The 25483-nt window shown below is 66.8% G+C and carries 26 protein-coding genes; 20 read left to right on the top strand and 6 right to left on the bottom strand.

The genetic code is table 11. The annotated features are described in order from the left end of the window. The first annotated feature begins 59 nt into the window (after positions 1–59). From CLM74_RS06920 to CLM74_RS06910, 3 genes are all read left to right on the top strand, one after another. Entirely contained in the window at positions 60–575 is a 516-nt protein-coding gene (locus tag CLM74_RS06920; RefSeq protein ID WP_105163748.1) for a hypothetical protein, read from the top strand. 182 nt (positions 576–757) lie between these two features. Continuing rightward, the gene (locus tag CLM74_RS06915; protein ID WP_025873766.1) at positions 758–1363 is read left to right on the top strand and encodes an HD domain-containing phosphohydrolase; all 606 of its coding nucleotides are present in this window, start codon (positions 758–760) and stop codon (positions 1361–1363) included. 99 nt (positions 1364–1462) lie between these two features. Next, positions 1463–2023: a hypothetical protein gene (locus tag CLM74_RS06910; protein WP_025873767.1), complete on the top strand. Its 561-nt coding sequence runs from the start codon at positions 1463–1465 to the stop codon at positions 2021–2023. An 81-nt stretch (positions 2024–2104) separates the two neighbouring features. Here CLM74_RS06910 and CLM74_RS06905 read toward each other — a convergent pair whose 3' ends face one another. Both CLM74_RS06905 and gpmA read right to left on the bottom strand, forming a co-directional pair. After that, complete coding sequence (locus CLM74_RS06905) at positions 2105–4195, bottom strand: M13 family metallopeptidase (RefSeq protein WP_105163747.1); 2091 nt, start codon at positions 4193–4195, stop codon at positions 2105–2107. A 156-nt stretch (positions 4196–4351) separates the two neighbouring features. Further along, the gene (gpmA, locus tag CLM74_RS06900) at positions 4352–5101 is read right to left on the bottom strand and encodes a 2,3-diphosphoglycerate-dependent phosphoglycerate mutase (RefSeq protein WP_025873769.1); all 750 of its coding nucleotides are present in this window, start codon (positions 5099–5101) and stop codon (positions 4352–4354) included. Between the two features lie 94 nt (positions 5102–5195). On the opposite strand from gpmA, the gene nfi reads away from it, so the two are divergent. After that, the gene (nfi, locus tag CLM74_RS06895; RefSeq protein ID WP_105164956.1) at positions 5196–5876 is read left to right on the top strand and encodes a deoxyribonuclease V; all 681 of its coding nucleotides are present in this window, start codon (positions 5196–5198) and stop codon (positions 5874–5876) included. Positions 5877–5903: 27 nt separating this feature from the next. Here the strand turns inward: nfi and CLM74_RS06890 are convergent, their stop codons facing one another. Then, the gene (locus tag CLM74_RS06890; protein ID WP_105163746.1) at positions 5904–6878 is read right to left on the bottom strand and encodes a cation diffusion facilitator family transporter; all 975 of its coding nucleotides are present in this window, start codon (positions 6876–6878) and stop codon (positions 5904–5906) included. A 141-nt stretch (positions 6879–7019) separates the two neighbouring features. Then, the gene (locus CLM74_RS06885; protein WP_099842166.1) at positions 7020–9266 is read right to left on the bottom strand and encodes a TonB-dependent siderophore receptor; all 2247 of its coding nucleotides are present in this window, start codon (positions 9264–9266) and stop codon (positions 7020–7022) included. Positions 9267–9553: 287 nt separating this feature from the next. On the opposite strand from CLM74_RS06885, the gene CLM74_RS06880 reads away from it, so the two are divergent. Continuing rightward, a complete protein-coding gene (locus CLM74_RS06880) occupies positions 9554–10969 on the top strand; it encodes a GGDEF domain-containing protein (protein ID WP_105163745.1) in 1416 nt (471 codons plus the stop codon). A 40-nt stretch (positions 10970–11009) separates the two neighbouring features. On the opposite strand, the gene CLM74_RS06875 is transcribed toward CLM74_RS06880, so the two are convergent. Beyond that, on the bottom strand, positions 11010–12191 hold the full coding sequence (locus CLM74_RS06875) for an MFS transporter (protein WP_105163744.1): 1182 nt from the start codon (positions 12189–12191) through the stop codon (positions 11010–11012). 79 nt (positions 12192–12270) lie between these two features. Here CLM74_RS06875 and CLM74_RS06870 point away from each other — a divergent pair, with 79 nt between their 5' ends. From CLM74_RS06870 to map, 15 genes are all read left to right on the top strand, one after another. Continuing rightward, positions 12271–12720 carry a helix-turn-helix domain-containing protein gene (locus tag CLM74_RS06870; RefSeq protein ID WP_105163743.1) on the top strand — a complete coding sequence of 150 codons (450 nt, stop codon included), beginning with the start codon at positions 12271–12273 and terminating at the stop codon, positions 12718–12720. A gap of 74 nt (positions 12721–12794) precedes the next feature. Continuing rightward, positions 12795–13919, top strand: a complete 1125-nt coding sequence (locus CLM74_RS06865; protein ID WP_105163742.1) for a metallophosphoesterase — start codon at positions 12795–12797, stop codon at positions 13917–13919. Between the two features lie 131 nt (positions 13920–14050). After that, the gene (locus CLM74_RS06860) at positions 14051–14722 is read left to right on the top strand and encodes a response regulator (protein ID WP_025873777.1); all 672 of its coding nucleotides are present in this window, start codon (positions 14051–14053) and stop codon (positions 14720–14722) included. Further along, complete coding sequence (locus tag CLM74_RS06855; RefSeq protein ID WP_025873778.1) at positions 14719–16098, top strand: sensor histidine kinase; 1380 nt, start codon at positions 14719–14721, stop codon at positions 16096–16098. Before CLM74_RS06860 ends, CLM74_RS06855 begins: the two co-directional genes overlap by 4 nt. Positions 16099–16177: 79 nt before the next feature. Further along, positions 16178–17014: an alpha/beta fold hydrolase gene (locus tag CLM74_RS06850; RefSeq protein ID WP_033830676.1), complete on the top strand. Its 837-nt coding sequence runs from the start codon at positions 16178–16180 to the stop codon at positions 17012–17014. Between the two features lies 1 nt (position 17015). Next, on the top strand, positions 17016–17375 hold the full coding sequence (locus CLM74_RS06845) for an EamA family transporter (RefSeq protein ID WP_025873780.1): 360 nt from the start codon (positions 17016–17018) through the stop codon (positions 17373–17375). Further along, the gene (locus CLM74_RS06840) at positions 17372–17770 is read left to right on the top strand and encodes a DMT family transporter (RefSeq protein ID WP_025873781.1); all 399 of its coding nucleotides are present in this window, start codon (positions 17372–17374) and stop codon (positions 17768–17770) included. The genes CLM74_RS06845 and CLM74_RS06840 overlap by 4 nt, the downstream gene beginning before the upstream one ends. Then, entirely contained in the window at positions 17767–18969 is a 1203-nt protein-coding gene (locus CLM74_RS06835; RefSeq protein WP_105163741.1) for a DegT/DnrJ/EryC1/StrS family aminotransferase, read from the top strand. The genes CLM74_RS06840 and CLM74_RS06835 overlap by 4 nt, the downstream gene beginning before the upstream one ends. Before the next feature lie 162 nt (positions 18970–19131). Beyond that, a complete protein-coding gene (locus tag CLM74_RS06830) occupies positions 19132–19818 on the top strand; it encodes an MtnX-like HAD-IB family phosphatase (RefSeq protein ID WP_025873783.1) in 687 nt (228 codons plus the stop codon). A 48-nt stretch (positions 19819–19866) separates the two neighbouring features. After that, the gene (locus tag CLM74_RS06825) at positions 19867–21267 is read left to right on the top strand and encodes an aminotransferase class III-fold pyridoxal phosphate-dependent enzyme (protein WP_032976023.1); all 1401 of its coding nucleotides are present in this window, start codon (positions 19867–19869) and stop codon (positions 21265–21267) included. A 32-nt stretch (positions 21268–21299) separates the two neighbouring features. Then, complete coding sequence (locus CLM74_RS06820) at positions 21300–22364, top strand: GNAT family N-acetyltransferase (protein ID WP_105163740.1); 1065 nt, start codon at positions 21300–21302, stop codon at positions 22362–22364. 3 nt (positions 22365–22367) lie between these two features. Beyond that, on the top strand, positions 22368–23252 hold the full coding sequence (locus CLM74_RS06815) for an arginase family protein (protein WP_105163739.1): 885 nt from the start codon (positions 22368–22370) through the stop codon (positions 23250–23252). Between the two features lie 108 nt (positions 23253–23360). Continuing rightward, the gene (locus tag CLM74_RS06810) at positions 23361–23720 is read left to right on the top strand and encodes a VOC family protein (protein WP_025873787.1); all 360 of its coding nucleotides are present in this window, start codon (positions 23361–23363) and stop codon (positions 23718–23720) included. A gap of 67 nt (positions 23721–23787) precedes the next feature. Beyond that, positions 23788–24000 (top strand): ParD-like family protein, encoded by a 213-nt coding sequence (locus CLM74_RS06805; protein WP_025873788.1) that lies wholly within the window; start codon positions 23788–23790, stop codon positions 23998–24000. Positions 24001–24010: 10 nt separating this feature from the next. After that, positions 24011–24793 (top strand): type I methionyl aminopeptidase, encoded by a 783-nt coding sequence (map, locus tag CLM74_RS06800; protein ID WP_105164955.1) that lies wholly within the window; start codon positions 24011–24013, stop codon positions 24791–24793. Here map and CLM74_RS06795 read toward each other — a convergent pair. Next, positions 24790–25404: a LysE/ArgO family amino acid transporter gene (locus CLM74_RS06795; protein ID WP_025873790.1), complete on the bottom strand. Its 615-nt coding sequence runs from the start codon at positions 25402–25404 to the stop codon at positions 24790–24792. The two genes, map and CLM74_RS06795, sit on opposite strands and share 4 nt — an antisense overlap. Positions 25405–25483 lie beyond the last annotated feature (79 nt).

The raw sequence follows: 25483 nt of genomic DNA, 5'->3' as shown, positions 1-25483 counted from the left end.
CCGCGGGCGGCAGACCGGCACCCTTTCCGTTTCCTGCGCCCGCGACAAGGAGTGTTGCCGTGAATCGTTTCGCCCCCCTTCTGCTCGCCACCAGCCTGGGCCTGCTTGCGGCCTGCCACAGCGGCATGAGCAACCGCGATTACCTGCATGAGAATGTCGCCAGCTGGAACGGCACGGTCAGCATGGTCGAGCAATGGACCAACGGCCCGAACGGCGAGTCCTTCCATGCGTCGCTGCAGGACGGCAAGAGCATGCAGCAGCATCGCTTCGGCCTGAAGAACGCGCACAAGGAAATCGCCGACCGGCTGGTCTTCGTCCAGCAGTTCACCCATGGCAAGGACGCCGACGCACTGCACCAGAACCTGCTCGATTCCCTGAAGAGCACCGAACACATGTTCGCCGTGATGGAACAGCTGGCCGCCCTGCCCGATGGCTACAGCGAAGAACAGGTCACCCCGCTGCTGCAGACGCTGGACGAGGCCGTGACCAGAATGGACGGAGACATGCAGACCCTGAGCGACGCGCAGGATGCCTTCGCCAAAGCCCATCGCATCCACCTGCAGACCACCGGCTGATCCGCGCAGCCCCGGTTGCGATGCCGCCGGGGCCAAATGCTGCATGCGACTGAACGCACAGCCCCACGCGGGACCGTCGATGCCCCCCGCGTGACACCGATGCGGGTACCCTATGCGCCGCCCCGGCCCGCTCTCGCGGGCCTTTCCGTTTTCTGCGCAGCTTCGCCGCGCCGCCAGTTCCGATGCCCCAGCCCAGACCTCCCGACCTCCTGCACGCGCAGGCCTGCCTGATCGACGCCCTGTCGATGTCGCTGCAGATGCGTGATGCCTATACCCGCCACCACTGTGACCGCGTGGGCCTTCTTGCGCAGCACCTTGCCCTGCACTGCGACCTGGATGAGGACGCCTGTGCGCAGGTCGGCCTGGCCGCACGCTTCCACGACATCGGCAAGATCGGCATCCCCGACGAGGTACTGCTGAGCCCGCGCCGGCACAGCGACGAAGAGCGCGCGATCATGCGCGAGCACCCGGTGCGCGGCGAGCACATTTTCCTGGCCACCGGCCGCAGTGATGCCGCGCCGGTCGCGCGACTGATCCGTGCCCATCATGAAGCGTTCGATGGCAGCGGCTATCCCGACGGCCTGCACGGCGAGGCCATTCCGCTCGGCGCCCGCATCGTCACCATTGCCGATGCCTACGATGCAATGACCAGCGTGCGCCCTTACCGCGCGGCGATGGAGCACGAGACGGTGCTGCGGATCCTCGATGAGCAGGCCGGTGGCCTGATCGATCCCTACGTGCTGCAGCGTTTCCACGGCATGCTCAGGAACGAGCCGGCGCTGGCCTGAGCCTTCACCGGCTGGACGGCACCTCGCTTGCGCAGCCGCGGCGATCCCCGCAAGCTGAGGGTCGGCCGCAGACGGCCCTGCTTACGAGGAGCATCACCCATGAAAGGAAACACCCGTATCGCCGCACCGCTGGGCCTGTTGCTGTTGGCCCTGGCGCCATTCGCGCAGGCCCAGCAGGATGGCACCGCGCCAGCCGCCGCATGCCTGTCGCGCAACCAGGTCACCGCTGGCACCTCACCTGCCACCCTGATGAATGCCCTGCCCCGCTGCGTGCAGGATGGACGCATGCAGGACGCCATCGATCTCTACAACATCGCCGGCGTGTTCGCCCATTTCGATCGCCAGCGCGTCGCAGACGAGACGGGACACGGTGCCTACAACGCGCTCAAGGCGATGGCCGGTTCGGCCATGGGCGAGGAGAATCTCGGTCGCTTCGACAGCGCATTGAAGGCGCAGCTGAGCCCCGACAAGGCGCCAGCCTACGTCGCTGGCATCTGCACCTTCAGCAAGCGCATGGGGCCGCCCTCGTACACCCCGACCTACATGCTGGCCCATGGCATGTCCAATTTCACCGGCAAGGGCGGTGGCCTGGTGCCAGGCTTCGACCCGGCCAGCGCATGGCAGGCCACATTGTCTCAGTACCTGAAATGCCCGGGCTGATCTGCCGCCTGTTCTAGCCGACTGCAACGAGAAGGCCCGGCATTCGCCGGGCCTTCTGCTTCACGCGTTACCGGCGACCGCTTACCAGATCACCACGCGCTTGTCGTCCGCACGCACCATCGCATCGCCGGCCTTGCACTGGAACGCGGCGGCATAGGACGGCATGTTCGACGGCGCGCCGTTGGCACGGAAGTTCGCCGGTGCATGCGGATCGGTGTTCAGGCGCACGCGCAGCTCACCGTCGGTGAAGTTGCGACGCCACACGGTGGCCCAGTTCATGAAGAAGCGCTGGTCCTGGCTGTGACCGTCCACCTCGACGTTCGCCTTCGGGTTCTCCTTCAGCGCCATCTGCAGGGCATCGTAGGCCACGGTCAGGCCACCCAGATCACCGATGTTCTCGCCCAGGGTCAGCTTGCCCTTCACGAACACGCCCGGCACCGATTCATAGCCGTCGAACTGTGCGACCAGCTGGTCGGTGCGTTCGGTGAAGGCCTTGCGGTCGCTGTCGGTCCACCAGTTGTCGAAGTTGCCGTTGGCGGCGAACTGGCTGCCCGAGTCGTCGTAGCCGTGCATCATCTCGTGGCCGATGACCGCACCGATGCCACCGTAGTTCAGCGCCGGATCGGCCTTGGCATCGAAGAAGGGTGCCTGCAGGATCGCCGCCGGGAACACGATCTCGTTCTTGGTGGCGTTGTAATAGGCATTGACGGTCTGCGGGGTCATGCCCCACTCGGTCTTGTCCACCGGCTTGCCGACCTTGTCCAGCATGTAGCGGTAGTTGAACGCACGCGCTGCCTGCATGTTGCCCAGGTAGCTGTCACCGTTGGTCTGCAGGCCCGTCCACTCACGCCACTTGTCCGGGTAACCGATCTTCGGGGTGAAGCTGGCCCACTTTTCCAGTGCCTTCTTCCTGGTTTCCTCGCCCATCCACGGCAGCTGCTCCAGGCGCGCCTTCAGCGCCACCGACAGGTTCTGCACCAGGTGCTGCATGGCCTCCTTCGATTCGGCCGGGAACACCGCGTCCACGTACAGCTGGCCGAGGGCTTCGCCCATGCCGCCGTTCACCGACTCCAGCACGCGCTTCCAGCGCGGCTGCATTTCCTGCTGGCCGCGCAGGGTCTTGCCGTAGAACTCGAAGTTGGCCTTCTCGAACTGGCTGCTCAGGTACGGCGAGGCGTCGTCGATGGTGTGGAAGCGCAGGTAGGACTGCCAGGTGGCGGCCGGCACGTCGGCCAGCATCTTGTCCATTTCGCTGAAGAAGCCCGGCTGGGCCAGCGAGAACTTCTGCGCGGCCGGCACCTTCAGGGTGTCAAACAGCGCGGTCCAGCTGAAGTTCGGGGTCAGCTTGTCCGCGTCGGCGGCGCTGAGCGGGTTGTAGCGCTTGGCCGGGTCACGCATTTCGATGCGCGACATCGAGGCCTTGGCCAGGCGGGTCTCGAACGCCATCACCGCCTTGGCCTGTTCGGCAGCCTGCGCCGCGTCCACGCCGGACAGCGTCAGCACCTGCGCGATGTAGGCCACGTAGGCGTCGCGGATCTTGGCCTGCGCGTCGTCGAAGTAGTAGCCCTTCTCCGGCAGGCCCAGGCCGCCCTGGCCGACGTAAGCGATGACGTTGGCCGAATCCTTGTAATCGGCATTGGCGAACAGCGAGAACAGCACGCCCTGGCCCTGCGCCTGGCTGTCGCGCAGGTACTGGGTGATCGCGGTGGTGTCGTTCAGCGCGCCGATCTTGTCCAGCGTCGGCTGCAGTGGCGCCAGGCCGGCGGCCTCGATCTTCGCTTCGTCGTTGCCGGTCTTCCAGATGTCACCGATCTTGGCTTCCACCGAGCCGGCCTTGGCCTGGCTGGCGGCGGCCTGCTGCACCAGCGCGTGCTGCACTTCCAGCGAGCGCTCGCGCAGGATTTCGAAGCTGCCCCAGGTGGTCTGGTCGCCCGGCACCGGGTTGGCCTTCAGCCACTTGCTGTTGACGAAGCCGTTGAGGTCGGTACACGCGGCGATGGACGGATCCAGATCGGCGCTGTTGAGGCTGATCAGCGCGGTCTTGATCTGCGACTGGTCGAACGCCGGCTTGGCGGCGTCGGCAGCGGGCGCGGTCTCGTTCTTGCCACAGGCGGCGAGCGAAGCGGCGATGGCGATGGTCAGGCCCAGCGGGACCAGATTGCGGACATTCATGGCGTGTCTCCAACGGCGAATCGTCCAGCGTAGCCGCTGCGGCGATGGTGGGGACCGGCCAAAGGTCACAGGGGAACGCCCGTGGTCGCAACCGGGTAGGTGCGGACCGTTGGTCCGCACACACCCAGCAGGGGAATACCCACCAACGGTGGGTATCTACCGCGCCTTGCCCTGGTTGGCCACGGCTTCGGCGGCCTTGCGCGCCGCTTCCGGATCACCCAGGTAACGGAACGACTTCACGGTGAGGTCGTCGTTCAACTCGAACAGCAGCGGAATGCCGGTCGGGATGTTCAGCTCGAGGATTTCCTCGCGCGAGACGTTGTTGAGGTACTTGTACAGCGCGCGCAGCGAGTTGCCGTGGGCGGTGACCAGCACGGTCTTGCCATCCTTCAACTGCGGCGCGATGGCGTCGTGCCAGTACGGCAGCACGCGGTCGAGCGTCGTGGCCAGCGATTCGGTGCCCGGCAGCGCGTTGCGATCCAGCCCGGCATAGCGGCGGTCGTGGATCGGGTGGCCCGGATCTTCCAGGTCCATCGCCGGCGGCGGGATGTCGTACGAACGGCGCCACACCTTGACCTGGTCCTCGCCATGCTTGGCGGCGGTCTCGGCCTTGTCCAGGCCCTGCAGGCCACCGTAGTGGCGCTCGTTGAGGCGCCAGGACTTGTTCACCGGCAGCCAGTCCTGCTCCAGCTCGGCCAACGCACCCTGCAGGGTGTGGATGGCGCGCTTGAGCACGGAGGTGTGGGCGACGTCGAACTGCAGGCCTTCCTCGCGCATCAGGCGGCCGGCGGCAGCCGCTTCCCGGCGCCCCTGCTCGGTCAGGTCGACATCGACCCAGCCGGTGAAGCGGTTGTCCAGGTTCCACTGGCTCTGGCCATGGCGCAACAGTACGAGTTTACGGGTCACTGCAGGGTCTCCAACGCGAGGAAAGGCAGGCGGCCATTGTAGCCCCGGCGCCCGCTCACCGCGCCGTGGCGGTGTGGATGTCATCCTGTGGCCGATGAATACACTGATCGACCCCGGGCGCTGGGAAGGCAACGTCAGCGCCGCCCGCGAACAGCAGAAGCAGCTGGCGACCCGCGTGCAGCGGCAGGACCGGCTGCCCGCTACCGTGCGCTGGCTGGCCGGGCTGGATGTCGGCTTCGAGGAAGACGGCGCGATCACCCGCGCTGCGGCCGTGTTGCTCGACGCGGACACCCTGCAGCCGGTGGCGCAGGAAATCGCCCGCATCCCCACCGTGATGCCCTATATCCCGGGCCTGCTCAGCTTCCGCGAACTGCCGGCGCTGCTGGCTGCGTTGGCGTTGCTGCCGCGCGCACCGGACCTGGTGTTCGTCGATGGCCATGGCATCAGCCATCCGCGCCGGCTGGGCATTGCCGCACACCTGGGCGTGGTGACCGACCTACCGAGCATCGGCGTGGCCAAATCGAAGCTGGTGGGCCGCTTCATGGAGCCCGACCCTGAGGCCGGCGCGCACACGCCGTTGCTGGACGGCGGCGAGCAGCTCGGCTGGGTGTTGCGCAGCAAGCTGCGCTGCAAGCCGCTGTTCGTCGCCGGCGGGCATCGGGTCAGTGCCGATACCGCGCTGGCCTGGGTGCAGCGCACGCTGCGCGGCTATCGCCTGCCCGAGCCGACCCGGCTGGCGGATCGGCTGGCCTCGCGGCGCGACGAACAGAGGTAGCGCCGGGCACCGGCCGCCACACCCGCTTCAGCGATGCACGTGACCGCGATGGCCCTGCGCATCGGCAGCTGCATGATCGTGCCCGGCGTGATCGTCGTCCTTCGTCGCCGACGGCTGGCCACAGGCTTCGCCGCAGTGGTCGGCTTCGATCTGCAGGGTCACGTGTTCGATACCGAAATCATCGTGCAGGCGATCACCGAGTTCGCGCCGCAGGCGGTCGGCGTCGTCGCCTTCGCGCATCACGATGTGCGCGGTCAGTGCCGGCGTGCTGGACGCCAGCGCCCATACGTGCAGGTCATGCACGTCCAGCACTGCGTCGTGGTCGGACAGGCGGTCGCGGACCCTGGCCACGTCCATGCCCTTGGGCACGCCTTCCAGCAGCACGTTGATGGCCTCGCGCATCAGCACATACGTGCGCGGCAGCACCCACAAACCGATCAGAACGGCCAGGATCGGGTCGATCGGCTTCCAGCCGGTCCATTGGATCAACAGCGCGCCGGCGATCACCGCCACCGAGCCGAGCATGTCGGCCCACACTTCCAGGTAGGCGCCCTTCACGTTGAGGCTCTCGCCGCTGCCGGCCTGCAGCAGGCGCATGGAGATCATGTTGATCACCAGGCCGACCGCTGCAATCACCAGCATGCCGGTGGAGGCGATCTCCTGCGGTTGGCGGAAGCGACCGATGGCTTCCCACAGGATGTAGCCGGCAACCACGAACAGCATTGCGCCGTTGATCATCGCGCCCAGTGCTTCAAGACGTGCATAACCGTAGGTGCGGCGCGCGTCCGGCGGGCGCCGGCTCAGCCGCACGGCCACCAGCGCGATCATCAGCGCCAGGGTGTCGGTAGCCATGTGCGCGGCATCGGACAGCAGTGCCAGACTGTTGGTCCAGAACGCACCGACCACCTCCACGACAAGGAAGGTGGAGGTCAGGCCGAGCGCCCACCACAAGGGTTTCTCGTGGCGGATCTCGGATGGCAGGTGATCGTGGTCGTGACCCATGGCAACAGCTCCTTAGCGATGGGAGTCAGGCTACGCCGGCGGGTGTCGGGAAACTATCACGGTGTTTATAACATTGCAGGCATGCACGGCTGGCGCGAAGCGGGAGGGTGCCGGCCGACGGCCGGCACCACCGCCTGATGATCAGAAGCCGAAACGCAGACTGGCCCAGTACGCGCGGCCGGGTTCGTTGTAGGTCGCCGCACCGGCGTCACTGCTGTTGGCCTCGCGGAACAGGCGCTTGTCGGCCAGGTTGTTGACGCCGAAGCCCACGCTGACCGTGTCGGTCACCTTGTAGCGCGCGCTCACGCCCCAGACGTTGTACGCGCCGCGGGTCTGCAGCACGGTGGACGCATCGCAGTTGGCGGTGCAGCGCGGATCGTTGTTGATGTTGGCCGTGGCCGGTTCCTGCTTGCCGTAGAAGGTGCCGGTCAGCAGCAGCGACAGCTGCTCGGTGGCCTGCCAGTCCAGCATGGTGTTGACGGTGTACTTGGGAATCACCGACAGCGGCTGGCCGGTGCTCTTGTTTTCGTTCTCCACCATGTAGGTGAAGTTGTTGCTCCACTTCAGGCGGTCGCCCTGCTCGCCCAGCAGCGGGATCACCAGGTTGCCCTCGAGCCCCTGCACGATGGCCTTGGGTGCGTTCTCCCAGCGGAAGATGCGGCCCTTGCGGTCGGCCGTCAGGCCGATCTGGGTGTAACCGGCCTGGATCTTGTCCTTGTAGTCATTGTGGAAATAGGTCAACGAGGCCTGCCAGCCGCTCTGCGGTGCCCACTCCACGCCCAGTTCCTTGTTCAGGCTGGTCTCTGCCTTGAGATCCGCATTGCCCTGCATGTAGCAGCCGGCGCCCAGGCTCGGCAACGCGTTCGGGCAGCCGTTGCCACGGGTGTAATACAGATAGTCCGGGTTGGACTGGTACAGGTTCGGCGCCTTGAACGCGCGTGCGATGCCGCCCTTGACCACCCAGTCACTGTTGAGCCGGAACTGCGCGTTGAGGCTCGGACTGGTGTTGTTGCCGAACTGGCTGTGATGGTCGAAACGCAGGCCCGGGGTCACGATCCAGCGCTCACCGAGGTAGATGTTGTCTTCCACGTAGACGGCGGTGGTCTGTGCATCGGACTTGCCGCGTGCACGATCGGCCGAAAGACCCGGAATGCCGCCACCGCTGCTGCTGGACTGGCTCATCGAATAGGGATCGGTCAGTCGGCTGTCGAGGTACTCGAAGCCCAGCGTCCACACGTTCTCGGCACCGCCGAGAGTGGTCGGGAAGCTGACCTCGCCGTCCAGCTGGTAGTTGCGCAGGCGCGAGGTCGACCAGTCGGCGCCATTGAAGCTGCCTTCCGGGCCGCCGGCCAGGCCTTCGTTGATGCGCGAATTGTTGACCCCTTCCACCGCTGCCGTCAGCCGCGAGCTGACATCGCCCCAGCGTCCGCGATGGGTGATCGCGCCGGTGGTGCGATACATGCGGTTGGTCTCGGCCTGCTGCTCGGCCAGCGCGGCCAGGTCGACACCGGTGGAGGTACCAGTGGTACTGACCGCACGATCGCCGGCATAGATGTTGCCCTGGCGGCTGGTACCGGCCTCGAACTCGACCACCTGGTTGGCGGTCACGTCCCAACGCAGCAGCGCGTTGACGTCGCGGTTCTTGACGCCTTCGCGGCCCGCCGGCGGTACCGCATTGGCACCGGTGGCGAAGTCGCGGTTGAGATCCAGCGAATCGGCATCGGTCTTGTTGAGGTTGCCGTACAACCGGAACGACAGCGTGTCGGTCATCGGCCCGCTCAGCTGCAGGCCGAGGCGCTCGCTGCCGCCCTCGGCACTGTGTTCGGGCACCAGTCCGTACAGGTCGACCGCACCGGTCAGGTCGCCGGTCGGGCGCTTGGTGATGATGTTGACCACGCCACCGGAGGCACCCGAGCCATAGCGCGCCGCTGCCGGGCCACGCAGCACTTCGATGCGTTCGATCATTTCCGCCGGCACCCAGTTGGTATCGCCGCGCGTGTTGCGCTCGCCACTGCGGCCCATGCGCACCGCGTCGCGCGCACCCACGCGCTTGCCGTCGATCAGGATCAGGGTGTTTTCCGGCCCCATGCCGCGCAGATCGATCTGCCGGTTGTTGCCGTACTGGCCCGATGCACTGTTGCCGGTCAGATTGACGCCGGGCATCGTCCGCAGCAGTTCGGCGATGTCGTTGACCGGCGGCCGCTTGGCGATGTCCTCGGCGGTGATGGTGGAGGTGCCCAGCGCCTGCCGCGCGATCTGCGAGGCAGTGACATGCACGGTGTCGATATCGGTGGCATCGGTTTCCGCATGGGCGGTGACGGCAGCGGTGGCCAGCAGTGCAGCGACGGCGAGCGCCAGCGGGCGCGGTGAAAGAGTGTTTGCAGGCATGTTCTGAACCTTCTGGCAGGGCAACGGAAGCCTCTGGCATAGGGCACGAGGCGGCGACGGGGGAGGCGGAACGATCACTGCGGGATGCCTGCAGGTCGGTTCCTGCCGTCATTTTTTCATAAATGCGAGTGATTCTCAAATGCGTCAACGCATTGCGGCATCGGCCGGCATGTGCTTCATCCGCGTTTTTCGGCCTGCATGGCGCTTAAACTGGCCGGCTTCCCTGCCATCAACCGTCGACAGCTGCGGCCGATACCGTGGTCTGTTGTGCGCCGTTAGAGATCGACGTGGATACACCCCAACTGGACGAAGCCAGCCAACCGCTGGCTCAGGCCTGGCAGCAGTGTCTGCTGCTGGCCGGCCCCGCCGCCGCCGCGCTGCTGCATGCCGTGGCCGCCGATGCACCGCCGACGCTGGCGCAGCGCTTCTACGAAGTGCTGCTGCAGGACACGCGTGCGCGCCGCTTCCTGTCCCACGAACAGGTCAAGCAGCGCCTGCAACCGGCGATGCAGCGTTGGCTGGCCCAGCTGCTGACCACCGATGCGGATGGCATTGCCGCTACCGTCGCCGCACAACGCGTGATCGGCGATGTGCACGCACGGGTCGGTATTCCGGTGGACCTGGTGGCCCGCGGTGCGCGCGTACTCAAGCACGAGCTGTTCATCCGCCTGCGCGCCGATGCCGCTGACAACGACACCGCCTTCGCCGCCATCGATTGCCTCAGCGCGATCATGGACATCGCCATGGAAGGCATGACGCTGGCCTATACGCACGCCCGTGAGCGCTCTTCGCGCACCGATGCGGCGTACCGGCTGTTCTCGCTGGTGCAGAACGTCAGCACCGAGCGCGAGCGCCAGCGCGCCCTGCTGCTGGATTGGGAAAACAGCCTGCTGTACACCCTCGCCGGCCATGCGACCGGTGCCGACAACGCCAGTCTGGCGAGCTCGGAATTCGGCCTCTGGTTCACCCACAAGGGCATTCCCAGCTTCGGCGAAAGCAGCGAGACGCAGCAGGTGGGCCAGCTGATGGCACGCATCGACAGCCGCCTGCAGCGCGCCACCGATGAAGATCCGGCACGGCGGCTGACCGCCCTGCCGATGATCCGCGAAGACCTGGCCACCATCCGCAACCTGATGACCCTGCTGTTCGAACGCATCGGTGAACTGGATGCGGGCAGCGATGCGTTGACCAACCTGCTCAACCGGCGCTTCCTGCCGACCGTGCTGCGCCGTGAGATCGAGTTGTCCACGCGCAACCACACGCCGTTCTCGTTGTTGCTGCTGGACCTGGACCATTTCAAGGCGATCAACGATGGCCACGGTCATGACGCCGGCGACCGCGCGCTGCAGCACGTCGCAGCCCTGCTCGGCCAGCAGACCCGAGGCAGCGACTACCTGTTCCGCTACGGCGGCGAGGAGTTCGTGGTGGTGCTGGTGGCGGCAAGCGAGTCACAGGCGGAGGTGATCGCCGAAAGCCTGCGCCGACAGATCGCACAGTCGCCGATACCCCTGCCCAACGGACAGACGCTGGCGCTGACCGCGAGCATCGGCGTGGCCGGACACGATGGGCATCCCGATTACGAGCGGCTGATGGCGCGCGCCGACGCGGCGATGTATGCCGCCAAGCGACAGGGCCGCAACCGGGTGGTGGTGGCCGACGACGCACTGCCGGAAGCTCCGGGACGACGCGCGCTGCAACGTTGAGCCTGCAGCGCGCGTGACGTGGCGTCGGACGGTCTCGACGCTACGCAGCGTCCTTGCGCGGTATGCGCCACGTCGCCCACCACGTCAGTGCGAGCAGCGCGATGCCCGCGCCCAGCGCGCACACCGCCGGCCACCCATGGCGCGCCTGCGTCCAGGTGCCTGCCGCAGCCCCCACACCGCTGCCCACGGCATAGAACAGCATGTACAGCGCCACCAGGCGTCCATGCTGTTCGGCCGGTGCACGCAGCAGCAGGGCCTGGTTGGACACATGCAACGCCTGCCCGCCCAGATCCAGCACCACTACGCCCAGCAGCAACAGGGCCAGCGAGTACGGCAGGCCCAGCAACGGCACCCAGGCGACCAGCATCAGCAGCAGTGCCCCCAGGCTCACCCGGTGGGCAAGGCCACGATCCATCCAATGCCCGACCCGCGCTGCCAGTAGTGCGCCGATGATGCCGGCCAGGCCCAGCGCGCCGATGGCGGCGGTCGACCAGTTCAACGGCGGCGCCGACAACGGCAGTGGCACCGCGGCCCAGAACACGTTGAGACCGGCAAACAGGAACAATGCCAGCGGCCCCCGTTCGCGCAGCGCGCGATCCTGCCGCAGCATATCGGCCATCGAACGCAGCAGGTTGCGCCACGACGGCGGCATTGCGGGCACCGGCACGTGCGGCAGGCGCCGCCACAGCAGCAGTGCCAGCGCCGCTATCAGCAATGCCGACAGCAGGTACACCGCGCGCCATCCCGCTACGGCGGCTACCGCACCTGAGACCACGCGTGCCGACAGCAGGCCGATGAACACGCCGCCCTGGACCATGCCGACCACCCGCCCGCGTTGCCCCGGTGCAGCGAGGTTGGCGGCGTAGGCGATCAGTCCCTGGGTGAGCGCGGTACCCAGCAGACCCGCCAGCAGCATGCCCGACAGCAACCACGCGGTACTGCGGGCGGCGGCCAGCCATAGCAGCGCCACCACCAGCGCCAGCAGTTGCACCCGCAGCAGTCGACGGCGGTCGCCACGGTCGGCCAACGGCAGCAGCCCGAGCAGGGCCAGCACGCTGCCGGCCTGGGTGGCAGCCAGCACTGCACCGGCCACGGCGGCATCCAGGGCGAAATCGTGGGCCAGGCGCTCCAGCAGCGGCTGCGCGAAATAGACATTGGCCACGCTGGCACCGGCAGCAATGGCGAGTAGGCCCAGCACGGGGCGGGACAGCGAAGGCATCATCAGTGTGGTTGCATTTTGAAACCAGGTGCACGGTAGCGCCACTGGTTTTAAACTGCAACCACAATCGAGGGAGTCCGCCATGTACGCCAACAGCCCCTGCCCCGTGGCCCGCAGCGCCGATCTGCTCGGCGACCGCTGGGCATTGCTGGTCATCCGCGATGCCTTCGATGGCGTCAGTCGCTTTGGCGATTTCCAGCGCAGCCTGGGCGCGGCGCGCAACATCCTCAGCGACCGCCTGCGGCGCCTGGTCGAGGCGGGGCTGCTGGTGCAGCAGCCCGCCGCCGATGGCAGCGCCTACCACGACTATGTGCTGACCGCGGCCGGCCAGGACCTGTTTCCGCTGCTGGTGGCCCTGCGCCAATGGGGAGAACGGCATTGCTTCGCTGCTGGCGAAGCGCACTCGCAACTGATCGAATCCAGCAGCCGCCGGCCACTGCCCTACATGCAACCCCATGGCCGTGACGGCCAGCCCGTGCGCGCCGCCGATACCCGCGTGCGCAAGCTCAAGGGGGAAGGCGGCCGGGCCTGATCCGCCCGTTCGCGCACACCGGTGGCGTCCGTGGGCGGTTAGCATCGCTCGTCTCCTGCCGCTGGATGCCGCCGATGCCGAACCACGCCCGAACCCTGTCGATCCTGCTGCCACTGGTCCTGCTGCTGGCCGCACCACCGGCCTCTGCCCGCGACGTGGCAGCACCTGCAGAGCACGTGGACAGCGACGGCCCTTATCTGTTCCGTGAGGGCGCGCAGCTGAAAGCGCAGTGGATCTGCCAGGACCAGGTGGAAACCCACAGCGTGCAGGCCGGCACCGATGACACTGAGGTTGCCGCGCGCTGCGGCTACCCGCATGCGGTGCATGTGCTTCCGCCGAACGCGCCGTCGGCATCGGTACTGCCGGCCGTGCCGCGCATCGTCGCCGTGTCCGACATCCACGGCCAGTACGCGCTGCTGGTCCGCCTGCTGCGCGCCAACCGGGTGATCGACACGCAGGACCGCTGGGCACTGGGCACGGATACGCTGGTGATCGCCGGCGACGTGTTCGATCGCGGCCCGCAGGTGACCGAAGCGTTCTGGCTGCTGTATGGCCTGCAGCAGCAGGCGGCGGCCGCCGGTGGCGCGGTGCATTTCGTGCTCGGCAACCACGAGACCATGGTGCTGTACGACGACCTGCGTTACGTCAATCCGAAATACCTGCGCAGCGCGCAGCTGCTCGGTCGCAGCTATCCGCAGCTGTATGGTGCCGACTCGGTGATCGGCCAGTGGCTGCGCACGCGGCCGGTGCTGCTGCAGATCGGCGATACCCTGTTCCTGCATGGCGGCATCTCGCCCGAAGCGGTGCAGATGGCATTGGACCCGGCCCACACCAATGCCGCCTACCAGGCCTCGCTGGGCATTCCCAAGGCCGAGGTGAAGGCAGACCCCGCCACCGCACCGTTGTACGACGGCAAGACCAGCCCGATCTGGTACCGCGGCTACTTCGACGGGCGCCTGGACAGCCAGGGCGTACAGGCGGTGCTCGACCGTCTCCAGCTCAAGCGCATCGTGGTCGGCCACACCTCGATGCCACACGTCAGCAGCTTCCACGACGGCCGCGTGATTGCCATCGACAGCAGCATCAAGAATGGCGAGAACGGCGAACTGCTGTTCATCGAGGACGGCAAGCTCAGCCGCGGCCTGCTGGACGGATCGCGGGTGCCGCTGGCCAAGGGCCAGCCTGGCCTGCAGGACTGAACGAAGGGCCAGCGCCGGGTGCGCCTGGCCCCCTCACGCCTGCCACCTCCACCCCGTTTGCCGCTACCCTCGGCAGCCGAGAGGCCCGCCCTGTCCAGCGGGCGGCCCATCCGCCCCCAGGAGCCCCGCGCATGCGCGTACTCATCGCAGAAGACGACCCGGACATCGCCTCTGGCCTGTGCGCCTCGATGCGCCGGCAGGGCCACGTGGTCGACCACGTGGACAACGGCGCGCATGCCGATGCAGCCCTGAACTCCACCCAGTACGCGCTGCTGGTGCTGGACCTGGGCCTGCCCCAGCTGGACGGCCGCGATGTGCTGCAGCGGTTGCGCCAGCGCGGCGATGGCCTGGCCGTGCTGGTGGTCACCGCACGCGATGGCCTGGCCGAGCGCGTGCGCGTGCTCGACCTGGGAGCCGACGACTACCTGGTCAAGCCCTTCGCGCTGGACGAATTCGAAGCACGCGTGCGCGCACAGCTGCGCCGGGTCACCAGCAACGGCAACCCCGACCTGCGCATCGGCCGCCTGCGCCTGGACCTGACCGGTCACCGTGTGTGGATAGACGAGCAGACGCTGGAACTGACCGCGCGCGAATTCGGCCTGCTGTCCGCCCTGGCGGTGCGTGCCGAGCGCATCGTCTCGCGCGCGCAGCTGGTGGAGGCCTTGTGCGACTGGGGCCAGGACCTGACCGACAACGGCCTGGACATCGCCCTGCACCGTCTGCGCCGCAAGCTGCAGCCGGGTGGCATGGGCATCCGCACGGTGCGCGGGCTGGGCTACATGCTGGAAGACGCCAGCGCGTGATCAGCGGACCGCCCAGCCTGCGCCGGCGCCTGCTCGCCTTCCTGGCGTTGCCGATGCTGGGCCTGCTGACCTTCAACACGCTGCTGGCCTACTACGTGGCGCTGGACTACTCCAACCGCATCCACGACCGCAACCTGACCGATGACACCGTGTCGTTCGCACAGATGCTCAGCACGATGCCGGTCAGCAGCGACCTGTCTCCGCAGGCACGTTTTCTGATCGAGTACGACCCCGACGGTCATCGCTACTTCAACGTCGACAGCAGCCGCTTGGGCACCATCGCCGGCAACGCAGATTTCAGCGCCTATGCGCCCTCGCAGGACTGCAGCGGCACGCACCCGGCGCTGTACGAAGGTGAGTTGAACGGCCAGCAGGTGCGCATGTCGACGGTCTGCACCCAGGCGATGAACGATCCGCAGGACCAGCTGGCAGTGACCGTGGCCGAAAGCATGGCCGACCGTCGCCAGCGTGCGCGCGAAATCCTGATGATCGTCATTCCGCTGATGGCCATGCTGGCGCTGGGAATGGCCGCGCTGGTCTGGTTCGGCGTCACCCACGGCCTGCGTATCCTGACCCCGCTGACCTCGCGCCTGGCCCAGCGCCGCGGCGAGCTGGCACCGATTTCCGACGCGGACGTGCCCGAGGAAATCCAGCCCCTGATCAGCACCATCGATGGCCTGTTCGCGCGGCAGGCGGAAATGATCACGCTGCAGAACCGCTTCATTGCCGACGCCGCCCACCAGTTGCGCTCGCCGTTGGCGGGCATGGCACTGCACGTGGACCAGGCACTGGCGCACGGCGATCCAGAGACCGTGCGCGAAGCGCTGCAGAACATCCGCCGGCTCAACCAGCGCACCGCTCGCGTCAGCACCCAGCTGCTGGCGTTGAGCCGGGCACAGACCGTGCCGGAGACGGTGGAGGCGCTGGATGTGTCCGAGCTGGTGCCGCAATGGGTGGGCATGCGCGTGCCCGAAGCGATCCGCGATGGCATCGACCTGGGCTACCTGGGTCCGCAGCAGCCGGTGCGGATACTGGGCAACGGCGCACTGCTGCACGAGGCGCTGGACAATCTTATCGACAACGCCCTGCGCTACGCCGGCGCGGATGCGACCGTCACCGTCGGCGTGCAGGCCCTGGACGACAACGATGTCGAGCTGTACGTCGAAGACAATGGCCCGGGCGTGCCCGAGGACGTGATGTCGCGGCTGGGGGAGCGCTTCTTCCGTGCGCCCGGCACTGCAGCCAGCGGCACCGGCCTGGGCCTGGCCATCGCCCATGAGGCCGTCGAGCACCTGGGCGGACGCCTGGGCTACCTCAACCGTCCCGGCGGTGGCCTGAAGGTGTCCATCACCATACCGTTGCTGAAGGGCCCTTGATCCAGACGAACCGTTGAAAGGTTGCCGAAAATCGCGCTTGCGATGCTGACCTTCCCGACTGCCGCGCTGGAGCCGACTGGTGCCTGCATCCCATGAGTTCTTTCTTCCCGGTGGCCCGCAGGGTGTCCTGCTGATCCATGGCCTGACCGGCACGCCCGCCGAAATGCGCATGCTGGGCAAAGGGCTGAACAACGCGGGCTTCAGCGTGCATGGCGTGCAGCTGCCGGGTCACTGCGGCAGCGTCGAAGACCTGCTGCAGACCCGCTGGGAACAGTGGTACCAGGGCGTGGAAGACGCGGCGGCGGACCTGCGTGGCAAGGTCGACCAGCTGTTCGTCGGCGGCCTGTCGATGGGGGCGGTACTGGCGCTGGCGCTGGCCGCGCGGCGTCCGGACTGGGTCTCCGGCGTGGGGGTGTACGGCGCCACCTTCCGCTACGACGGCTGGAACATTCCGGCGGTCGCACGCTTCTCGTTCCTGCTGCCGTGGTTCAAGCGCCTGGGCATCGGCCGCGACCGCATGTTCATGGAAGAGCCGCCGTACGGCCTGCGCGACGAGCGCCTGCGTGCGCAGGTCAGCGCCGCCATGCTCTCTGGTGACAGTGCCGCTGCCGGCCTGCCAGGCAACCCGTGGCATGCCTTGGCCGAAATGCGTGCACTGAGCGCCTGGACGCGCCGTCACCTGCATCAGGTCACGGCACCATGCCTGGTGATGCATGCCCGCGAGGACGACGTGGCCAGCATGGGCAATGCCGAACTGGTGATCTCGCGCGTCAGCGGACCGACCGAACTGGTTGTACTGGAAGACAGCTACCACATGATCACCATCGATCGCGAACGGCGCGAGGTGATCCGCCGCAGCGCGCGCTTCTTCAGCGACATCGGCGAACGTGCGGGCGTGCTGCAGGCGGTCGCCTGAGATGGGATCGCTTGCGACGCTGCTGTGGCTGGTCAACGTGGTGCTCGATACCGGCGGCCAGTTGGCCTTCAAGGCTGCCGCCAGCGACCCGCAGGATGGCGAAGGCCTGCAGCGCTGGAAACACATGTTCGGCCGTCCCTGGCTGTGGCTGGGCATCGCCTGCTACGTGCTTGAATTCGTCGCCTGGATCGCCTTCCTGTCGCTGGTGCCGTTGTCGCAGGGCGTGCTGCTCGGCTCGATCAACATCGTCGCGCTGATGGTGGCCGGCCGCATCCTGTTCCGCGAGCGGCTGACGCCGTTGCGGGTGACCGGCATGCTGCTGGTCAGCGCCGGCGTTGCCGTGGTCGGAGCCGGAACATGAGGCGGCTGTACCTGGTCGGCTTCCCGCTGCTGATGGCCTTCGACACCCTGGCCCAGCTGTGCTTCAAGTATGCCGGCGACGCCGCGCTGCCGGTCGAGGCCAACAGCGCATGGCTGCTGCGCGTGCTGTCACAGCCTTGGGTATACGGCGCGATGCTCGGTTACGTCGGCGCGTTCTTCACTTGGATGAGCCTGCTGCGGCACGCGCCGATCGGCCCTGCGTTCGCGGCCTCGCACCTGGAAGTGATCAGCGTGCTGCTGCTGTCGGCGTGGCTGCTGCACGAACCGTTGACGCTGCATCACCTGATCGGTGCGGTGCTGATCGTGGCCGGCATCATCTGCCTGGGCCGCGCCGAGGCGGATGATCCGCATGCTGTTACCGAAGCAGCCCCGTGAGCCTGCTGTCGCGCGAGTTGCCTCCCACCGCTGGGCTGCCCCTGCAGGCCAGCGATTTCCTTCCCGGCGGCGGCGACCTGTGCACGATTCTGGCCGTGCAGCTGGGCACGCCGCCGCTGCAGCTGACCTGCTCGGGTACCCATGCCCTGCTGATCGCCCTGCGCACCCTGCGCAGGCGCGCGCCGCAGCGCGATACGGTGATCCTGCCGGCCTATACCTGTCCGCTGGTACCGATTGCCGTGCACAGCCTCGGCCTGCGCATACACCTGTGCGATACCCGCCGCGACCATTTCGATTTCGACCCGATCGCGCTGCACGCCGCAGCCGATGCACGCACGCTGGCGATCATTCCCACGCATCTGGGCGGGCGCATCGCTGATGTTGATCGCGCATGTGCCATTGCGCACCGCGTCGGTGCGTGGGTGATCGAGGACGCTGCACAGGCACTGGGTGCACGCGTGGCCGGCAACAGCGTCGGCCTGCGCGGCGACATCGGCTTCTTCAGCCTGGCCGCCGGCAAAGGCCTGAGCCTGCATGAGGGCGGCCTGCTGCTGACACGTGATGAAGAACTGCGTGCGGCATTGATCGAGCAGGCCGCAGGACACACGCCCTTCAACCCCCGCTGGGAGCTGACCCGCAGCCTGCAGCTGCTGGGCCTGGCGGCCTGCTACCGCCCTTCCCTGCTGTCGCTGGTGTATGGAAATCCGCTGCGGCGTGCCCTGCGCCGTGGCGATCTGGAAGCTGCGGTGGGTGATGTGTTTCCGTTGGCTATTCCGCAGCATCGCGTCAGCCGCTGGCGGCAGAACGTCGGGGCACACGCTGCACAGCGCCTGCCCGCCTTCCTGCAGGCCGCCCGCCTGCGCGCGCTGCAGTTGCGCGTGCAGCTGGAATCGCTGCCTGCCGTTGAAGTGGTGGACGGGATGCCTGGCACTCTTGGCACCTGGCCGATGCTGATGCTGCTGCTGCCCAGCGAACGTGCGCGTGACAAAGCGCTTTCATCGCTGTGGCAGCGCGGCCTGGGTGTCAGCCGCATGTTCATCCACGCCCTGCCGGACTATGCCTATCTGCGAGGCGTCGTCGCAGACGCGGACGTACCCAATGCCCGCGACTTCGCCGCCCGCTCCCTGACCGTGGGCAACAGCCCCTGGCTGACCCACGAAGACAGCTGCGAGATCGTGAAGGTACTGGCTGGCCAGTAGAGGCTGAAGGCGAGCAAAGCCTGCTTCGCGCTCACTGGCTGAACGCTTCCCGAGTGCCTCCGTTCGGGCTTTCAGGTGGAAAGGAACGAGAAAGACGGCCTGCCTACATTGGCCCCGTCGCCGGCATCGTGCCAAGGCCTCTCTTCATCGACGGAGCTGCCCATGCAATGGAGCATCCTGTGTGACTTCGATGGCACCATCAGCCTCGAGGACGTCATCGATTCACTGCTGGAAAACTTCGGCCAGCCCGGTTGGCAGCAGCTGGAAGACCAGTGGCGCTCGGGCGAGATCGGTTCGCGTGAATGCATGCAGGGCCAGGTCCGCCTGCTGAAGCTTGATCCGGCCACCCTCGATGCACACCTGGACCAGGTACGGATCGATCCGGGCTTCGCCGCTTTCGTCAAACGCGCGCAGGCGTTGGGCCTGCCACTGCGCATCGTCAGCGACGGCCTGGACTATGCAATCCATCGCATCCTCGCCAACCACGGCCTGCCGCCGCTGCCTGTGGTGGCCAACCACCTGCGCTGGTCTGACGGCCATTGGCAGCTTGAATCTCCGTACCAGGCCGAAGGCTGCCGCAGCGGCACCTGCAAGTGCACCTGCGCGGCGCAAGCGCGTGCTGACGAAGCTCCCCGCGTGCTGATGATCGGTGACGGCGCCTCGGATTTCTGCGTGTCCGAACACGCCGATTTCGTGTTCGCCAAGCGCCGCCTGATTGCCCATTGCACCGACGCCGGCATTCCCCACGCCGCCATCGACACCTTCCACGACGCTACTGCGCTGCTGCCGCGCCTGCTCGACGGCAGCCTGCTTCAGCCCTCGCTTCCGCGGCTGCTCGCCACCGCCTGATCGCTCCGCCCGTTGCTTCCTTTGAATGCCCTCTCCGGAACCGAACCGATGAATATTTTTGACAAGAACGCCGATGCCGCCATCACCGATGCACAGCTGCTGGCAGACGAAGCCCGCTACAGCTCCTTCGGCGACACCGTGCACTACGTTGATCCGCCGAAGATCTTCCAGCGCTGCGAAGGCAGCTACATGTTCGATGCCGCCGGAACCCCCTATCTCGATCTGCAGATGTGGTACTCGGCCTGCAACTTCGGTTACGCCAACCAGCGCCTGAACAATGCGCTGAAGGACCAGATCGACACCCTGCCGCAGGTCGCCAGCCAGTATCTGCACCCCACGCGCGTGCAGCTGGCCAAGACCATCGCGGTGGACATGCACGAGAAGTTCGGCCTCGATGGCCGCGTGCACTTCAACGTCGGTGGTGCGCAGGCGGTGGAGGATTCGCTGAAGATCGTCCGCAACGCGCGCAACGGCAAGAGCCTGATGTTCGCCTTCGAAGGCGGCTACCACGGCCGCACCCTCGGCGCCTCGTCGATCACCTCCAGCTACCGCTACCGCCGCCGCTACGGCCATTTCGGCGAACGCGCGATGTTCATCCCGTTCCCGTATCCGTTCCGTCGCCCGAAGGGCATGACCCCGGACGAGTACTCCGACCACTGCGTGCACCAGTTCGAGCGCCTGTTCGAAAGCGAGTACAACGGCGTGTGGGACCCCAAGGTCGGCCAGGCCGAGTACGCCGCGTTCTACGTCGAGCCGATCCAGGGCACCGGCGGCTACGTCATTCCGCCGCGCAACTTCTTCAAGGGCCTCAAGCGCGTGCTGGACAAGTACGGCATCCTGATGGTCGTCGACGAGATCCAGATGGGCTTCTGGCGCACCGGCAAGCTGTGGGCCATCGAACACTTCGATGTCACCCCGGACGTGCTGGTGTTCGGCAAGGCGCTGACCAATGGCCTCAACCCGTTGTCGGGCCTGTGGGCGCGCGAAGAGCTGATCAACCCGACCGTGTTCCCGCCGGGCTCCACCCACTCCACCTTCAACTCCAATCCGCTGGGCACGCGCCTGGGCCTGGAAGTGCTGAAGCTGGGCAAGGAGATGGACTACGAGCGCACCGTGCCGGAGAAGGGGGCCTACTTCCTCGACGGCCTGCGCGGCCTGCAGAAGCGCCATCCGGAAATCGGCGATGTCGATGGCCTCGGCCTGGCACTGCGTGCGGAAATCTGCGCCGCCGATGGCTTCACCCCGAACCGTGAACTGCTGGATCGCATGGTCGACATCGGCCTGGCCGGCGACCTGCTGCACGACGGCAAGCGCATGGGCCTCGTGCTCGATGTGGGTGGCTGGTACAAGAACGTGATCACCTTCGCGCCCTCGTTGAACATCAGCTACGAAGAGATCGACCTGGCGATCACCCTGCTGGACCAGCTGCTGACCAAGGCCAAGGGCTGAGCGGGAATGCGCTGCCGGTTCCCGTGCCCCGCATGGACATGATCCCGCGTGTATCCAGCACCGCGCTGGAACCGGCCGCGCTGCTGGAGGGCTTCCTGGCCCACCCTCCCCTGGGGTTCGATGCCAGCCGCCTGCCCAGCGGCCTGCCCAGTTTCCGTGCGCCATTGGATCTGACCACAACCCTGGACGATGCACTGCGCTCGCGCCTGCTGGGGCTGCCGCTGTCGCGCCTGTGGCGGCCGTGGCTGACCTGGCAGACGCGGTTCATCGGTGCCACCAGCACCGAGTACACACCGCTGCCGGCGCATGTGTCGGCGGCTGCACTGGCCGACGACGTGCTGCGCCATGGCGTCGGTGACAGCCGGCTGCTGGTGGTCAAGGATCTGGCGATCAATTCGCCCTTGCTGGACGATGCCGCCAACGCACACAGCCACGCCTTCCTGCAGGCGCTGGAAGCACGCGGTTTCATCCCGCTGGAAGGCATGCCGCTGGCATGGGTGGCGATCGATTTCGATTGCATCGACGCCTATCTGGCTCGCCTGTCCGCAGCGCGTCGCAAGAACATCCGGCGCAAGCTGCGCTCACGCAGCAACCTGCAGATCGACTGCATCGCCACCGGTGACCCTGCCCTTGCCGAACCGCGGCTGCAGGCCGAACTGCATGCGCTGTACCTGCAGGTGTATGCACAGAGCGCCGTGCATTTCGACCGGCTCGAGCTACCCTTCTTCCAGCACCTGCTGGCAGACACGCAGGGACAGGGGCGCTTGTTCCTTTACCGCCACAACGGCGAGCTGATCGGCTGGAACCTGTGCTACGTGCATGCCGGCAAGCTGGTGGACAAGTACATCGGCCTGTCCTATCCGCAGTCGCGCGACCACAACCTGTACTCGGTCAGCTGGATGCACAACCTGGAATACGCGTTGCAGCACGGCCTCAGCCACTACGTTGCCGGCTGGACCGATTCACGCATCAAGGCCGAACTGGGTGCCCGCTTCACCTCCTCCGTACACGCGGTGCATGCGCGTTCGCCGCTGCTGCGCGCCGTCCTGCGCAGGCTGGCCCCGCACCTGCAGGCTGAGCCGGATGGAGGAGGCTGACCGATGCAACTGCGTCCGCCGCTGATCCTCGACCTCGATGGTGGCGTACTGCCATTGCCACAGGCACGCACGCTTGCGCTGCAGCACTGGCATGACCCGCTGCGCTTTGCCTGCCGCAACGCCACGCTGTCACGCTTTGCCGGTGAAGTTCTTCGACCGCTGCCGGCACAGCTCGGCACGGTCATGCTCGGCAGCGGCGACTTCCACCATCTCAGCCTGCCGCTGCTGCAGCACCTGCACACGCGTGCCCCGTTCCAGCTGGTGGTGCTGGACAACCATCCGGACAACATGCGCTTTCCCTTCGGCATGCACTGCGGTTCCTGGGTCAATGCTGCCGCCGCATTGCCGCAGGTATCGCATGTGCATGTGCTGGGCATCACCTCCGCCGATATCGGCCTGGGCCATGCGTGGGAAAACCACTGGCGGCCGCTGCTGGGGCGGCGGCTGACCTACTGGTGCATGGATGTGGATGTGGGCTGGGCCAGCCGCGTGGGCATGGCAGCTGCCTTCCGCCGCTTCGACCATCCCGAGGCCCTGGTCGCCGCGTTCGCCGCCGAACAGGCGCAGGCCCCTCAACCGACCTACCTGTCGATCGACAAGGACGTGTTCGCTGAAGATGTTGCGCGCAGCAACTGGGACCAGGGCCGCTTCCAGCTTGAACACGCACTGATGGTGATCGAGGCCCTGCGCACCGGTGGACTGGTGGGCAGCGACATCACCGGCGAGGTGTCACTTGCCAACTACCAGAGCCGTTTCAAGCGTTGGTTGTCATCGCTGGATGGGCAACCCGACGTCAGCGCCGATGATCTTCCGGCATGGCAGCAGCAGCACCAGCAGGTGAACCGCGAACTGTTGGCGGCGATGGCCGCCGTTCCGATGGCCTGCTGAGCGGGGGTAGTGCCGGCCGTTGGCCGGCAACCTCATTGTTCCCGGGCTCACGAGGACGCCGGCCAGCGGCCGGCACTACACTGGACGTCTGCCCCCGGAGCCGCCGCCATGCCCCAGACCGTCATCCCGCAGCTGCGCATGCGCCATGCCGATACCAGCCTGCCCTTCTACGTGCAGGGCCTGGGCTTCATCGTCGACTGGGAGCACCGCTTCGAACCCGGCTTCCCGCTGTTCGCCCAGCTCACCCGCGAAGGCCAGACGATCTTCCTGACCGAACACACCGGCGACTGCGAGGTGGGCGGTGCGGTGTATTTCATCGTCACCGACGTCGATGGCCTGCACCGCGCGTTCAGCGCTGCGGGAGTACCCATCGAGCAGCCGCCACACGATACCGACTGGGGAAGCCGCGAGATGCTGATCGTCGACCCGGACGGCAACCGCCTGCGCTTCGCCACCGACGCTGGCTGAATGCCACGCGCTTGAACGGGAATATACGCTTCGTATACGCTTCATATATTCCCAATCGAGAACGCCCATGGGCATCGTCAACATCGATGACACCCTGCACGACCAGCTGCGCCGTGCCTGCACCGTCTCCAACCGCTCGATCAACGCCCAGGCCACGTTCTGGATCCGGGTCGGCATGCTGTGCGAGATGAACCCGACCCTGAGCTTCCAGGACGTCGTCGCCAGTGAACTGCGCGCCGCCGGTGTGCAGCCGCAGCTGCTTGCCCCCGGGCGGGCCTGAGCCGATGGCCATGATCAAGCGCCCCGACGAGATCGACCGCCTGGCCGAGTCCGGACGACTGCTGGCGCAGGTCTTCGCCATGCTCGACGCCCTGCCCCTGCAGGGCCGCAGCACGCTGGAGATCAACGACATCGTCGAGCGGATGATCGTCGACGAGCTGCAGGCACGGCCCGCCAGCAAGGGGCAGTACGGGTTCCCGTACGTGCTCAATGCCTCGATCGACAACGTCATCTGCCACGGCATGCCGTCGGCCGATGACGTGCTGCGTAGTGGCCAGATCGTCAACCTCGACATCACGCTGGAGAAGAACGGCTACATTGCCGATTCCAGCACCACGTATGTTGTGGGTGATGCCGACTACGCCGCGCGCAAGCTGGTGCAGGTGACCTACCAGGCCATGTGGAAAGGCATCGCCGCCGTGCGGCCCGGCGCGCGCCTGGGCGATATCGGCCACGCCATTGCCCGCCACGCCCGCAGCCACGGCTACAGCGTGGTCAAGGAGTACTGCGGCCACGGTATCGGCCAGGAGATGCACGAGGAACCGCAGATCCTGCATTACGGCCATGCCGGCACCGGCATGGAGCTGCAGGAAGGCATGGTGTTCACCATCGAGCCGATGCTCAATCAGGGCAAGCCTGCCATCCGCCAGCAGCCCGACGAATGGCCGGTGTATACCCGTGACGGCAAGCTGTCGGCGCAGTTCGAGCACACCGTGGCCGTGACCGGCAGCGGCGTGCGCGTGCTGACCCTGCGCCCTGGTGAAACCCCGTTGTGCGTGGTGGATGCGGCCTAGAGCGGGCGCAGCAGCAACAGCAGCGCAAGGCACAGCATGAAGGCCGCCACGCCTGCATCCAGCAACCGCCATGCTGCCGCGTTGCGGAACACCGGCTGCAGCAACCGTGCGCCGAACCCCAGCCCGCAGAACCAGAGCACGCTGGCCACGCAGGCGCCCGCTGCGAACACCCAACGCAGGTCACCCGGATAGCGCGTGGACAGGCTGCCCAGCAGCACCATCGTATCCAGGTACACGTGCGGGTTGAGCAGGGTGAACGCCAGGCAGGCCAGCAGCACCTGCCGCCGGCTGCCACCACTGGCATCGGCCGCGGCCAGCGCGCTGCCACCGCGCCACGCGCGCAGCCCAGCCTGCAGTCCATAGCACAGCAGGAAGGCGGCCCCGCCGAAGCGCAGCACCTGCAACAGCAACGGCCACTGCAGCACCAGCGCCCCCATGCCGCCAACGCCGGCCAGGATCAGCGCGATGTCCGCGCCCATGCAGGCCAGTACCACCATGCCCACGTAGCGGCGCTGCAGCCCCTGGCGCAGCACGAAGGCGTTCTGCGCGCCGATGGCGATGATCAGGCCAGCACCTGCAAACAGACCGGCCAGGGCCGCAGCAATCCACATCCGACGCTCTCCACCTTAAAAAGAGGCGCAGGATGCGACCAACGGGCTCGTTAAGGCCAGCTGGTTTTTCTTTATCCTG

Origin of the sequence: Stenotrophomonas sp. MYb57, assembly GCF_002966815.1 — a bacterium.
In the GTDB taxonomy this organism is placed as follows: Bacteria; Pseudomonadota; Gammaproteobacteria; order Xanthomonadales; family Xanthomonadaceae; genus Stenotrophomonas; species Stenotrophomonas indicatrix.
The sequence above is the reverse complement of the archived record's forward strand: the minus strand, read 5'-3'. Positions and strand labels throughout refer to the sequence as shown.